The organism is Parvibacter caecicola (genome assembly GCF_003725335.1).
Classification (GTDB): domain Bacteria; phylum Actinomycetota; class Coriobacteriia; order Coriobacteriales; family Eggerthellaceae; genus Parvibacter; species Parvibacter caecicola.
In genome coordinates this window covers 146,474-160,479 of the sequence record NZ_QIBY01000002.1, presented here as the reverse complement: position 1 = coordinate 160,479, position 14,006 = coordinate 146,474, and the positions used below count along the sequence as shown (strand labels likewise).

The window sequence follows — 14,006 nt, the reverse complement described above, 5'->3', positions numbered from 1 at the left end:
CTTTATCATGGGGGCATGTATTTTTCTTCGACCAAAACGGAGGCTTAAGGGAGCTATGGTTTCACGCGTTTATGTTGAGAAAAAGCCCGGGTTCGACGTTGAGGCGCAGCAGCTCACCTCCGAGCTGAAGACGCTGCTGGAACTGGAGCGCTTGGAAAACGTGCGCCTGCTGAACCGCTACGATGTGGAAGGCATCAGCGATGAGCTGTTCGCGCAAACGGTGCCCACCGTGTTCAGCGAGCCGCAATCCGACAACGTGACCTATCAGCTTCCGGAAACGGACGGCGCGGTGTTCGCCGTGGAATTTTTGCCGGGCCAGTTCGACCAGCGTGCGGAATCTGCCAGCGAGTGCGTGCAGCTGCTCTCCCAAGGGGAGCGGCCGCTGGTGCGCTCCGCCAAGGTGTACATCTTGGAAGGGGAGCTTTCGGCCGATGATGTGGCGAAGGTGAAGGCCTACGTGATCAACCCGGTGGAAGCGCGCGAGGCCTCGCTGGACGAGTGCCTCACGCTGGCCATGGAGTTCCCCGAGCCGCCCATGGTGGAGGTGCTGGAGGGCTTTTTGCAGCTGGACGAGGCAGGGCTTGCGCAGTTCATCGCCAACCGCGGGCTGGCCATGGACCTGGCCGATATCCGCTGCTGCCAGGATTACTTCGCGAAGGAGGGGCGCAACCCCACCATCACCGAAATCAAGATGATAGACACTTATTGGTCGGACCACTGCCGTCACACCACCTTCGGCACAGTGCTAGATGAGGTGCACATCGAGGACCCGCGGGTGCAGCTGGCCTTCGACAAGTACCTGGGGCTGCGCCACGAGCTGGGGCGCGACGAGAAGCCGCTGTGCCTGATGGACATGGGCACCATCGGCGCCCGTTGGCTGAAGGCCCAGGGCATCCTCACCGGCCTGGACGAGTCGGAGGAAATCAACGCCTGCACGGTTAAGTGCACGGTGGACGTGAACGGCGAAGACCAAGACTGGCTGTACCTGTTCAAGAACGAAACCCACAACCATCCCACTGAAATCGAGCCCTTCGGCGGCGCGGCCACCTGCGTGGGCGGCGCCATCCGCGACCCGCTTTCCGGCCGCAGCTACGTTTACCAGGCCATGCGCGTCACCGGTGCTGCCGACCCCACGGTGCCGGTAGCGGACACTCTGCCGGGCAAGCTGCCCCAGCGCAAGCTGGTTACCACGGCGGCGGCCGGCTATTCTTCCTACGGCAATCAGATTGGCCTGGCCACCGGCCAGGTGCACGAGCTGTACCACCCTGGCTATGCCGCCAAGCGCATGGAGATCGGCGCCGTGGTGGGCGCCACCCCGGCCGATCACGTGCGGCGCGAAACCCCCGCGTCCGGGGACGTGGTGGTGCTGCTGGGCGGCCGCACCGGCCGTGACGGCATCGGCGGCGCCACCGGTTCTTCCAAAGCCCACTCTTTGAGCTCCATCGAAACCTGCGGCGCCGAGGTGCAGAAGGGCAACGCGCCGGTGGAGCGCAAGATCCAGCGGCTGTTCCGCCGCGGGGACGCCTGCCGCATGATCAAGCGCTGCAACGACTTTGGCGCCGGCGGCGTGTCGGTGGCGGTAGGGGAGTTGGCCGACGGCCTGGCCATCAACCTGAACGCCGTGCCCAAGAAGTACGAGGGCCTGGACGGCACCGAACTGGCCATTTCCGAGAGCCAGGAGCGCATGGCGGTGGCGTTGGCTGCCAAGGACGTGGACGCCTTCATCGCCCTGGCCCACGAGGAGAACCTGGAAGCCACCCCCATTGCCACCGTGACCGCCGAGCCGCGGGTGCGTATGAGCTGGAACGGCGTGGACATCGTGGACGTGAGCCGCGAGTTCCTGGCCTCCAACGGCGCCGCCAAGCACGCGTCCGTTGAAATTCAGCCGGGGGTTCCCTACCAGCGCAGCTGGGAGGGGGAAAGCCTGGAAGCGCGCATGGAGGCGCTGCTCTCCGATATCAACGTGGCCTCCAACAAGGGGCTTTCCGAGCGCTTCGACTCCACCATCGGCGCCGCCACGGTGCTGATGCCCTTCGGCGGCCAGCGCCAGCTCACTCCGGCGCTGGCCATGGCGGCGAAGTTCCCGGTGGATGGGGAAACCACCACTTGCTCCGGCATGGCCTGGGGCTTCAATCCCTACCTTTCCGAGGCGGACCCCTACCTGGGCGCCTACATTGCGGTGGTGGAATCGGTGGCCAAGCTGGTGGCCAGCGGTTTCGAGCGCCGTAACATGTACCTCACTTTCCAGGAGTACTTCGAAAAGCTGCGCCAGGAACCGCTGCGTTGGGGCAAGCCGGTGGCGGCGGTGCTGGGGGCGCTCATGGCCCAGTTGGATTTGGAAGTGGGCGCCATCGGCGGCAAAGACTCCATGTCCGGCTCTTTCGAGCAGTTGGACGTGCCGCCCACGCTGGTGTCATTCGCTACGGCGGTGGGGCCGGTGAGCCGCGTCACGTCGCCGGAATTCAAGGGGGCCGGGCACCAGGTGGCCTTCATCGTGCCCCGCACCGACGACGGCATCCTGCCCCGGAAAGCGGCCATCACCGAGGCGCTGGACACGGTGGAAGAGCTCATTGGCACCGGCGCGGCGCTGGCGGTTTCCACCGTGGGCTACGGCGGTGCGGCTGAGGCCCTGTTCAAGATGTGCGTGGGCAACGGTATTGGCGTGAAGCTGCACCCGGTACTGACGGCGGACGCCCTGTTCGCCCCGGCTTACGGCTCGTTTGTGGTGGAACTGGCCGACGGCGCCCAGCTGCCTGCCGGCGACGACGTGCTGGCCTGCTGCGTTCTGGGCGAAACCACCGAGGCCTATCAGCTGGAGGCGGCCGGCGAAATGATTGACCTGGCCCGCCTGCAGGAAGTGTGGGAAGGTGCCATGGAGGGGGTGTTCCCGTACCGCACCGCCCCCGACGCGCCGGTGGCTGAGGTGCCCCGAATCACCTACGACAAGGGAGTGGGCGCCGCCTACCACGGCCCGGCGTTGCTGGGGGCCGATGCCGGCAAGCCGCGGGTGATCATCCCGGTGTTCCCCGGCAACAATTGCGAGTTCGACACTGCGACCGCGTTCCAGCGGGCCGGCGCGGTGGCGGAAACCCTCATCGTGAACAACCTTTCGCCGGAGGCGGTGGCCGAAAGCGTGCAACAACTGGCCGCTGCCATCGACAAGTCCCAGATTGTGATGATTCCCGGCGGTTTCTCCGGCGGCGACGAGCCGGACGGCTCCGCCAAGTTCATCACCGCCTTTTTCCGCGCCCCACAGGTGACCGAGGCGGTGCGCCGCCTGCTGCAGCAACGGGACGGCCTGATGCTGGGTATCTGCAACGGCTTCCAGGCGCTGGTGAAGCTGGGGCTGGTGCCCTACGGTGACATTCGCCCCATGGACGCCCAGTGCGCCACCCTCACTTTCAACGAGATCGGCCGCCATCAGAGCCGTTTGGTGAACACCCGCGTAGCCTCTAACCTTTCCCCTTGGTTCAGCCAGATGGCGGTGGGGGAGGTTACCACGGTGGCCATTTCCCACGGCGAGGGCCGCTTTGTGGCGCCGGAAGGGCTGCTGGCCCAACTGGTGGAAAACGGCCAGGTGGCCACCCAGTACGTGGATGCCGTCGGCGTGCCATCGATGGACCTTGCGGTGAACCCCAACGGCAGCCTGTTGGCCATCGAGGGCATCACCAGCCCTGACGGGCGCGTGCTGGGCAAGATGGGCCATTCCGAGCGCAGCGGGTCCGGGCTGTACAAGAACGTGCCCGGCGCCATGTACCAGCCCATCTTCGAGGGCGGCGTGGCCTACTTCGCCTAAATCCATCGTTTTCGCAGCTGAAAGCCGCCCTGTTTGGGGCGGCTTTCGTTTATGATGACCCGAATAACCAAATATAAGTAAATTAATCCACAAAACCGTCGCAGATGTGCTACCATTGGGCTGTAACTCCGCTGTCAACTTCCCGTGAACTTTTGGAAATGTTCGCAGCTGCGATGCGAGGGAGAGAGGACTATGGGCGCAGGGCTCCATGGAAACGGTGAGGGATCAAGCGCGGATTTGGCGCGCTTGAGTCATGACCTGCGCACTCCGATGAATTCCATCACCGGGTTCACGAGAATCGCCCTCGATCATTTGGACGACCCTGCAAAGGTGCAGGATTGCTTGCAGAAAATTCTTGACTCCGGTCAGCACATGACGGCGCTTATTAATGACATCCTTGACCAGGGACGGCTTGAAAGCGGCAAGGTATCCATGGCCCATCAGCCCCTCAGTCTGAGGGCGACGGCGGCGTGGGCATGTGACATCGTGCAGGTGCAGGCTGCCGAAAAGGCGCTGGATTTTCAGGTCGACTTAACTGGCGTTGATCATGACAAGGTAGTGGGTGATGGCATTCGGCTGCGGCAGGTACTGCAGAACCTGGTGAGCAACGCGGTGAAGTTCACTCCTCCTGGTGGCGCGGTGGTTTTGACAGTGCGGGAAGAGGCATTCGAGGGTGTCGAGCGTTCGTGGTTTGTCTTTGAGGTGGCCGACACTGGTTGCGGAATGTCCCCTGAGTTCATGGAAGTGCTGTTCGAGCCGTTTTCGCGGGAGACGCTGCCCACTACGCATTCGGAGGAGGGTACCGGCCTTGGAATGGTGATAGCCAAGGGCCTGGTGGAGTTGATGGACGGAGCTATCGCTGTAGACAGTCGGGTGGGGGAGGGCACCACGGTCACTGTGCGGTTGCCGTTGCAGCTGTCAGCGGGGTGTCAGGCCGCGGTTGCCGGCGACGTTGTTGAGATGGCCTTGACGGCGGACGAATCAGAGACTTGTACGCCGCCGGTGGCCGGTTGCCATGTGCTGGTGGCTGATGACGATGGTCTTTCGCGCGAGCTGCTGCGGGAGTTGCTGGGGCAATACGGCGTGCGTATCACCGAGGCGGCCGACGGGCGGGAAGCGCTGGAAAAGGTGCTGGCGGCCGACCCGCACGGTTTCGACGCGGTGCTTCTGGACATGCATATGCCGCATCTGGACGGCATTGCGGTGGCCCGGGCCATCCGGGATTCGGCGCGGGAAGACGCGGCCACGCTGCCGGTGATCGCCGTTTCCGCCGACAACTTCGAGGAGGACTGCGCCCGCGCCCTCTCCCATGGCGTGAACGCCTACGTGGCCAAGCCCTTCAGCAGCCATCAGCTGATTTCCACATTGGCCCAGCACGTGGCCCGCTAGGCCGGCCACAATTCGGTATCGCCTGCGGCCAGCGGCCGTTCGCACCGATTCGCCATGGCTATCATCGAGCCATGAAACTCCGTGAGAACATACACAACGTGTTCGCCGTGTTCGCCCGCGACATGAAGCGGCTGCTGCGCAACCCCATAGCGCTGGTGATTGTGCTGGGGGTGTGCATCATGCCCTCGTTGTACGCCTGGTACACCATCGAGGCCCAGTGGGACCCTTACCAGAACACCGAGGCCATTAAGGTGGGGGTGGTTAACCTGGACGAAGGGGCCGATTCGGCCGAGGCGGGGCATTTGGCCATCGGCGAGGAAGTGGTGGCCCAGCTGAAGGACGACCATCAGCTGGGCTGGCAGTTCGTGGATGAGCAAGAGGGAATACAGCGGGTGGAGTCGGGGGAATACTACGCTTGCATCGTCATCCCCAAAAACTTCAGTGCCGACTTCGCCTCCATCGCCACCGGCACGTTCACCAAGCCCGAGCTGGAATACTACGTGAACGAGAAGCTGTCGGGGGCGGCCCCGAAGATAACCGATGCCGGCGCCACGGCGCTGGAGAGCAAGGTGAACCACAGCTTCATCTCCACGGTGACCGACGTGGTGATGGGAACGATGCAGAAGGTGGGCGCCTCGGTGCAGCAGAAGGCCACCGGGGCCGAAACCGGCCTTTCCCGCGATTTGGAAGAGACGCGCGACTCCATTGCCACCACCAATGAAACCATCGAAGGGCTCAAGCCTACCCTCGACAAGGGGGAGGAAGCGGTGCGGGCCGCCCAGGAGGCGTTTTCCACGGTGGAGGGCGAACTGCCGGCGGTGACGAAGGACTTGGACGACGCGCAGGCCCAAATCGCCACCATCCGCGAAGATCTGGCCCGCTACAGCAGCGAGGCCTCGGAGCGGCTTTCCACGGGGCTTGCGGCGCTGCGGCAAGTGTCGCTGGGCACAGCGGCGGCGGTGGCCCAGGCCACAACCCAGCTGCAGCAGGCCAAAGGGGGAGTGGACGGGGCCCTGGCCCAGGCGAAGGGCCTGGCGCAGACCAACGATCAGCTGATTTCCGCCCTGGCCCCCTACGGGGAGGCCAACGCTGATGTGGCCTCGATGATAAGCAGCTTGAAAACCGCCAATGAGAACCTGTCCGCCACGGTGGACAAGCTGAGCGCCTTGAGCGATGGCCTGGCTGACGCGGTAAGCGCCGGCGGCGCTGCGGCGACGGCGGCAGACGACGCGGTGGCGCAGGCGTCCGGCCAACTGCAAGCGGCAGTGGAGAAGCTGCAGGGCACGGTGGTGCCGCAGCTGGAGGGCAGCCTGGGGCAGTTCTCGGAGGCGCTGGGCACCTTGCGCGGCGTTACCGTGGCGCTCTCGCCGGCACTGGACCAGGCGAAAATCACCCTCGGACAAATGGGGGACACCCTGGCCCAGGCCCGCAGCGCCACTGCCAGCGCCGGCGATTCCCTCACCCAGGCGCAAGGGCAGTTGGAGCGGTCGCTCACCGACATGAAGTCCCTGTCCAGCTCGCAATCGGTGAAGGAACTGGAGGAATTTCTGGGGGCGGACGATTCGTCGGTGGGGGATTTCCTGGCCTCGCCGGTGGCGCTGAAAACCATTCCGGTGTTCCCCGTGGCCAATTACGGCTCCGGTGTGGCGCCGTTTTTCACGAACCTGGCGCTGTGGGTGGCCGGCTTCATCCTCATGGCCATGGTGCGGCTGCGGGTAGACCCCACGGGCCTGCCGCCGCTCACCATCACCCAGGCCTATTTCGGCCGCTGGCTCACCTTTATGGTGCTGGCGCTTTTACAGGGGCTCATCTGCTGCTGCGGCGATTTGGCCCTGGGCATCCAGTGCGACCAACCGGCGCTGTTCGTGCTGGCGGGGGTGCTAACGGTGCTGGTGGACGTGAACCTCATGTACGCGCTGGCCTATGCCATGAAGCACGTGGGGAAGGCCATTGCGGTGATTCTGCTCATCATGCAAATTCCCGGCTCGTCGGGCATGTTCCCGGTGGAGATGATGCCCAGCTTCTTCCAAGCCATTCACCCGTGGCTGCCCTTCACCTACTCTATCGACGCCATGCGCCAGGCCATCGGCGGCCTGTACGGCAGCGCTTACGTGACCGACCTTCTGATTCTTCTGCTGTTCGTGCCGCTGGGGCTGTTCATCGGGTTGGTGCTGGGGCGTTATGCCTTCAACCTGAACATCCTGTTCGACGGCAAGCTGGCCGCCACCAACTTGTACGTGTGCGAACAAGCGGAAGGGGCCTCCGAGCGCCCTCGCTTCCGGATGCGCGCCATGATGCAGGCGCTGCTGGACATGCCCAGCTACCGCACGGCGCTAAAACAGCGGGCCGCGGCGTTTCGCCGTGCCTACCCGTGGCTGAAGCGGGCGGCCTGGGTGCTCATCTTTTTACAGCCGCTGGTTACTTTCGCCATCATGGTGCTGCTGCGGGCCAACATCGAAACCAAGGTGGTGCTGATGGTGGCCATGGTGTGCGGCATCATCGCGGTGGACGTTTACCTGATTGTGGTGGATTACCTGGACGAGAGCCTGCGCAACCGGGAGAAGGTGGCCGGGCTTTCCGGCGATGCCCTGGTGAGCGCGGTGCGGGAAGCGGTGCCGGCGGCAGTGGGGGGCACAGGAGCGCTACGGGCGACCGCGGAAGCGGCGGCGGGGACAGGCGCCGCTGCGCCTGCGGCTAAGGCCCCGGATGCTCCTGCGGCGGGCGGCCAGAGCACGCCGCCCGACGGCGGGGAAGGGGGAGAGCGCTGATGAAAAACGTGTTCAAGCTGTTTTCGATGGACGTGCGGGCGCTGGGGAAGAACGCCATCGCCCTCATCGTAACGGTGGGGCTGGTGCTGGTGCCGCCGCTGTACGCGTGGTTCACCACGGCCGGTTTTTGGGACCCTTACGGCAACACCGGCAACATAAAGGTGGCGGTGGCCAACAACGACGCCGGCTATCAGAGCACTCTGCTGCCCATGAAGATAAACGTGGGCGACACGGTGGTTTCGCAGCTTCGGGCCAACGACAAGTTCGACTGGGAGTTCATGGACGAGGATGAGGCGCTCGACCAGCTGAAATCCGGCCAGTGCTACGCGGCTATCGTTATTCCGGAAAGCTTCTCGGCCGATTTGATGACGGTGCTCTCCCGCGAAACCAAAACGGCGGACATCCAGTACTACACCAACCAGAGGGAAAACGCCATCGCCCCCCGCGTCACCAGCGCCGGCGCCACGGCGCTGGAAACCGGCATCGACCAGGCATTCACGGAAACAGTGAGCACGGTGGCGTTGGGGATGACCAACGATCTGTCGTCGTTTCTCACTGGGGACGGCATTGAAAGCTACGGAAGCGCCCTGGTGGCCCAGTTGGGGCAGGTGACCGACCAGTTGAACAGCGCTGCCCGAGAGGCGCGCACTTTCGCCGGCCTTTCCGGCTCCACGGCGGCGCTGGCGGACACTTCATCGCAGATTTTGAAGTCGCTGGGTTCCACCACTACCCATGTTGCGCCGCTCTTGGACGAGGCGCAGGGGGCGCTTTCCAGCGGCACCGAGGCGTTGGAAAGCGCAGAGAAGCTGGCGGATGAGGCCTTTTCTTCCGCTTCCGCCGCTTTCGAAGGGTTGGACGGGAAGGTGGATGCGGCCCTGAATGCCACGGGAACGGCGGCCAGCGACGGCGCCGCCACCCTTGATGCCGCGGCCGCCGACCTGGACAGCCTGGGGGCCGTGTACCAAAAACTGCGGGACGCCGTTGCCGCCGCCGACCCGGGCGGTGCGGTTGTCGGGCGGCTGGAGGGCGCCCAGGCGGCGCTAGAGGCGCTGGCGGCCGATGTGCGCGAGGCGGCCCAGGCCCTGCAGCAGCAAAAGGGCGCTTCCCAGGAGCAACGGCAAAAGGTGCAGGCCAGCCTGGATGCTGCCAAGGCCAGCCTGGACGAGGCCCATAGCTCTTACAGCAGCCAGCTGGCGGAGAGCCTTGCCCGTCTCACCGACACCCTTGCCCGCGCCCGGAACACGTCCGAGAAGCTGGCGGGCCAGATAGACGCCACGGCCGGCAGCCTGGCGGACGCTTCGTCTTCCCTTTCGGAGAACCTGGGGGCGGTGCAAAAGGCGCTCTCGTCCACGGCCGACAAGCTGGAGGCTTCCGCCCAGAGCATGGCCTCTTCCCGCGACCAGCTGTCCGCGGCGCTGGCCTCGGGCGACATGGAGAAGGTGCGCGCCCTTTTGGGGGACGATCCGGCCCGCATCGCCGATTTCCTTTCGGCCCCCACCCAGCTGGTGCGCCATGCGGTGTACCCCATGGCCAACAACGGCACCGCTATGTCGCCGTTTTACACGTCGCTGTCGCTATGGATCGGGGCGCTGTTCATGGTGGTGCTCACCCAGGTGCAACCCAACGCCCAGGTGCTCTCGCGCCTGCGCCGTCCCACCGCCAACCAAACCTTCCTGGGGCGGTTCGGGGTGTTTTGGCTGATGGGGGCCTTGCAGGCGCTCATCGTGTGTATGGGCAACGCGTTCTTTTTGGGCGTTGCGGTGCAGCATTTCTGGCTGTACCTGCTCTCGGGGCTGGTGGTGGCGCTGGTGTTCGATGCCATCGTGTACACCCTCACGGTGTCGTTTGGCAACGTGGGCAAGGCCATCGCCATCATCGCGCTGGTGGCCCAGCTGGCCGGCAGCGGGGGCATTTTGCCGGTGCAGCTTTCGGCGCCGTTCTTCCAAGCGGTGTACCCGTGGCTGCCCATGACTTATGCCATGGGCGCCTTCCAAAGCACCATCGCCGGCATTTACGGCAACCAGCTGGCCATGGACCTGCTGCGGCTGCTGGCGTGGCTGGTGCCCTGCCTGGTGCTGGGGCTGGTGCTGCGCCATCCGGTCATTCGCTTCAACAACTTCATCTTGAAGAAGCTGGACGAGACCAAACTGGTGTAAGGTTTTGCGGTAGTATTCCCCCGTAAACTTTGAAGCGCGCACGCCATGACAAGCGAAAGAGGACCCATGAGCTTTGACGGATTCGACCTGCCCGGCCGCAACGACGAGTGCTGGTGCGGCAGCGGCAAGAAGTACAAGAAGTGCCACCTGGATTTTGACGAGCGGCTGGAAGAGCTGTACCTGGCCGGCGAAGAGGTGCCCGACCACGGCTTGCTGAAAACCGCTGCCGACATCGAGGGCGTGAAGAAATCGGCCGAGGTGAACGTCGGGGTGCTGGATTACGTGACCGAGCGCATCGGGCCCGGGGTGACCACTGCCCAAATCGACCAGTGGGTGCACGATTACACCGTTGAGCACGGGGCCATTCCGGCGCCGCTGAACTACGAGGGCTTCCCCAACAGCGTGTGCACGTCGGCCAATGAGGTGGTGTGCCATGGCATTCCGTCGCCAGACGAGGTGCTCAAAGAGGGCGACATCATCAATGTGGACTGCTCCACCATCAAAGACGGTTACTTCTCCGATTCTTCCCGCATGTTCTGCATTGGCGAGGTGAGCCCGGAGAAGCAAGACCTGGTGATGGTGACCAAAGAGGCGGTGGAAGAGGGCCTGCGGGCCATCAAGCCCTGGGGGCATTTGGGCGACATCGGCGCGGCAGTGCAGAAGTACGCCAACGATCACGGCTACACGGTGGTGCGGGAATTTGGCGGCCACGGCATTGGGTTGGAATTCCACGAGGATCCGTTTGTGAGCTTTGTGACCGAGGCGGGCACGGGGCCGGTACTGGTGCCGGGGCTGATGTTCACCATCGAGCCCATGATCAACATGGGGGATCAGGAAATAGACATGACCGACCCCAACGGTTGGACGGTGCGCACCGCCGACGGCCAGCCCACCGCCCAGTGGGAAGTGCAGCTGGTGATCACCGATGACGGGTACGAGTTGCTCAGCTGGTAGGGGCCGCATTCTGCCCGCCGCGGTGCGCCGATAGTCTTAACAATTGGTTAGCGTTTGTGGCCGCCCGGTGAAAGGTGGGGCGCAGCCGCGCGCAAAATCCTATACTGAATAGTTGGATTTTTACGAGCCCGTACAAGTTGAAAAGGGAAGGCGAAGCGCGCATCGTGGTGGACGAGAACCCGCAAAACGGAAAAAGGCCCAGTGTGAGAAACGCCCGCGGCGTGCATCGCCGGGAGGCGGCACCGCTGGGGCGGGGGCCGTTTTCGCCCGAAGGTGCCCGTGGGGCCGACGAGCCGCGGCCTTCCGTGCGCGATGAGATGCGGGCCCGCGAGCGCTTTTTGAACGGGGAAGAGCCGGCCGAGGAAACGGCGCGGCTGGAAGCGGCGGCTGCTGCCGAGGAAACCCGCCGCCAGCGGGCGGCCTATACGGCCCCGCAACGGCCCGCGGCCCCGCGCCGCGGCAACCCTATCACCCGTCTGGCCAACCAGTGGTTCGACCGCGTGATGGGGGCCTTGGGCGACGGCGGCCTGTCCGAGCAAGAGGCCCAGTACGCTTCCCACAACACCACCAAGGATTTCATCTGGAACACCGTCGGCGTGGGGGCCTGGGGCATGGTGTTTCCCATCCTTACCATGATCGCCACCCAGCTGGTGGGGGTGGAGAACGCCGGCATGCTGTCGATGGCCTTCGTGGTGGGCTCGCTTTTGTGGATTGTGGCCAATTTCGGCGTGCGCACTTACCAGATTTCCGACGTGAACGAGGTGCACTCCTTCGCCGATTACCAGGTGAACCGCTGGATAACCTGCGTGGCCATGGTGCTGGTAGGCTGCTTGTACTGCGCCATTCGCGGCTACGACACCGAGATGTTCTACCTTTCTATGGGCATCTTCTTCTACCGCATGGTGGACGGCTTGGCTGACGTGTACGAGGGGCGACTGCAGCAGGTGGACAAGCTGTACCTGGCGGGCATTTCCCAGGCGCTGCGATCGGTGCTGGTGCTGGTGGTGTTTGCCGTGCTGCTGGTGATAACCCAAAACATGGTAGTGGCGGCCTTCGCCATGGCCATTGCCGCTGCTGCTACTTTCGTGGTGGTCACCTACCCCCTCACGCTTTTGGAAACCCCGAAGTCGCGGCGGGTTTCCTGGGCTAGCGTGGGGCAACTGTTCAAGAACACGGCGCCGTTGTTCGTGGCGCTGTTCCTCTACGCGCTTATCGACAACATGCCGAAGTTCGTGATGGAGGGCGCCCTTTCCTACGACAACCAGCTGTACTTCAACGCCCTGTACTTCCCGGCCCAGGGCATCCTCATTACCTCGCAGCTGGTGTACAAGCCGCTTCTGGTGCGCATGGCTGGGGTATGGCAGGATACCTCGAAGCGGCGGCAGTTCGACCTCATCATGATTGGCATCCTAGGGGTTATCGTGGCCATCACGGCAGTGAATGTGCTGGTGATGGCTTGGATCGGCATTCCCATCATGGGCTTTTTGTACGGTATCGACTTCGAGCAGTTCCGCGGCCTTCTGTTCATCATGCTGGCGGCCGGCGGCGTGACGGCGGCCATCGATTTCATGTACCAGGTGGTAACCGTGATGCGGCGCCAGAAAGACGTGACCACGTTGTACCTGGTCACCTTTGGGTTCTCGCTGTTCGTGCCCATTTTGCTGGTGATGTTCACGGGGCTGCCGGGGGCGGTCATCGGTTATCTCATCGTGATGACGCTGCTGTTCGTGCTGCTGGTGTGGGAATACTTCCGCATTCGCAAGGACATGGCCCACGAGGCGCAGCTGCGGGCCGCACGGGAGGGGTTTGAGTAGGCCGGCTTTGTTACGATTCCTTTATAAAGCAGGGCCAGGGGTAGCGCCCGTGGGGCATGGGGTAGAATGCTTCCATTGAAAACTGGCGGGCCGAACAGGGCCCGTGCATAAGAGAAAGAGGTTGAAATGGCTGACGAGAACCAGGGCCCGCAAGGGGCTCAGGACGCTGCCGAACAGGACGCGTCTGCGCAAGGGGCGTCTGCTCCGGCGCCGGAAGGCTGGGACGAGGCTTTCGGGGCCGATGCGCCGAAGCCCCATACGCCGCCTGCATCTGATGGGCAGCAGGCGTGGCAGGCGCCCGTGCCCGAACCGGTGCCCGTGGCCCCCGCTTACGCCAAAAGCTGCTTGGCAGCTGGCTGGGAAGATTGCAAGCAGCCGGGCTTCTGGAAGAAAACCGCCTTCTTGGGGCTGCTGGATCTGGTGCCCGTTTTGAATTTCGTGAACACGGGGTACGCGCTGGAGTGGAGCAAGGAGGTGCCCTTCGGCGGCCGCACGGCGCTGCCCCAGAAGGTGGTCACCGGCCGCAACTTCGAGATTGGCTTTTACGCGTTTGTGATTGCGCTGGTATTTTCCCTGATAGGGGGCTGTGCCGGCGGCATCGTGGGTTGGATTCCCCTCATCGGCTGGATTGCCGCGCTGGCCATCGGCTTTCTGGTTTCCATGTTCACCTGTGTTCTTAACCTGCGCATGGCGATGCGCTCCCAGCTGGGGGAGGGCTTTAAAGTGGGCGACGCCTGGACTGCCATCAAGCGCGATTGGACGGGGCTTCTGTGTGCCGTGGTGGTTCCCGGCCTGATTGCCGGGGCCATTATCGTGGTGGCGTCGTTTGTGTACATGTTCTTCGCGCTGCTGTTCTTCCTGCCGGTGATGGGGGCTGCGGTCAACCCCGATCCTGCGTTCATTTTAGGAGCGCTGTTGGGCGGCGGCCTGGGCTTTCTGGTGGTGACGGCCGTCTTCTGCTATCTGGGTGCTTGGGCCGGTGCGGCGGCGCAGCTGGTGTCGGTGCGGGCGGCGGCCCATTGGGTGGCCCGTTTCGCCGGCGATTGGACCTACCTGGCCTAAAGCGGCGTAGGTTGCGGTGCGGTAGCGCGTCCGGCTCGCCCGCTGCGGTTGCGCGCGCGGGTTTGCC

The 14,006-nt window shown here is 64.0% G+C and carries 7 protein-coding genes; all 7 read left to right on the top strand.

Annotated elements, in window-relative coordinates:
- Positions 1-55 precede the first annotated feature (55 nt).
- The 7 genes from DMP11_RS02705 to DMP11_RS02675 all read left to right on the top strand — a co-directional run bounded on the left by DMP11_RS02705 (position 56) and on the right by DMP11_RS02675 (position 13,939).
- Positions 56-3,796: a phosphoribosylformylglycinamidine synthase gene (locus tag DMP11_RS02705; protein WP_123184963.1), complete on the top strand. Its 3,741-nt coding sequence runs from the start codon at positions 56-58 to the stop codon at positions 3,794-3,796.
- A gap of 192 nt (positions 3,797-3,988) precedes the next feature.
- Entirely contained in the window at positions 3,989-5,185 is a 1,197-nt protein-coding gene (locus DMP11_RS02700; RefSeq protein ID WP_123184962.1) for an ATP-binding response regulator, read from the top strand.
- Positions 5,186-5,256: 71 nt separating this feature from the next.
- On the top strand, positions 5,257-7,953 hold the full coding sequence (locus DMP11_RS02695; protein ID WP_123184961.1) for a YhgE/Pip domain-containing protein: 2,697 nt from the start codon (positions 5,257-5,259) through the stop codon (positions 7,951-7,953).
- Positions 7,953-10,109, top strand: coding sequence for a YhgE/Pip domain-containing protein (locus DMP11_RS02690; RefSeq protein WP_123184960.1), 2,157 nt, complete (start codon positions 7,953-7,955; stop codon positions 10,107-10,109). The genes DMP11_RS02695 and DMP11_RS02690 overlap by 1 nt, the downstream gene beginning before the upstream one ends.
- Before the next feature lie 66 nt (positions 10,110-10,175).
- A complete protein-coding gene (locus DMP11_RS02685) occupies positions 10,176-11,063 on the top strand; it encodes a methionyl aminopeptidase (RefSeq protein WP_123184959.1) in 888 nt (295 codons plus the stop codon).
- A gap of 203 nt (positions 11,064-11,266) precedes the next feature.
- Complete coding sequence (locus DMP11_RS02680) at positions 11,267-12,877, top strand: lipopolysaccharide biosynthesis protein (RefSeq protein ID WP_211329061.1); 1,611 nt, start codon at positions 11,267-11,269, stop codon at positions 12,875-12,877.
- Between the two features lie 126 nt (positions 12,878-13,003).
- On the top strand, positions 13,004-13,939 hold the full coding sequence (locus DMP11_RS02675) for a DUF4013 domain-containing protein (RefSeq protein ID WP_123184958.1): 936 nt from the start codon (positions 13,004-13,006) through the stop codon (positions 13,937-13,939).
- Positions 13,940-14,006 lie beyond the last annotated feature (67 nt).

Bases quoted from the DNA above. Each gene is read 5' to 3' on its own strand.
- DMP11_RS02675 (WP_123184958.1), top strand. From the start codon at position 13,004: ATGGCTGACGAGAACCAGGGCCCGCAAGGGGCTCAGGACGCTGCCGAA.
- DMP11_RS02700 (WP_123184962.1), top strand. From the start codon at position 3,989: ATGGGCGCAGGGCTCCATGGAAACGGTGAGGGATCAAGCGCGGATTTG.
- DMP11_RS02690 (WP_123184960.1), top strand. From the start codon at position 7,953: ATGAAAAACGTGTTCAAGCTGTTTTCGATGGACGTGCGGGCGCTGGGG.
- DMP11_RS02705 (WP_123184963.1), top strand. From the start codon at position 56: ATGGTTTCACGCGTTTATGTTGAGAAAAAGCCCGGGTTCGACGTTGAG.
- DMP11_RS02695 (WP_123184961.1), top strand. From the start codon at position 5,257: ATGAAACTCCGTGAGAACATACACAACGTGTTCGCCGTGTTCGCCCGC.
- DMP11_RS02685 (WP_123184959.1), top strand. From the start codon at position 10,176: ATGAGCTTTGACGGATTCGACCTGCCCGGCCGCAACGACGAGTGCTGG.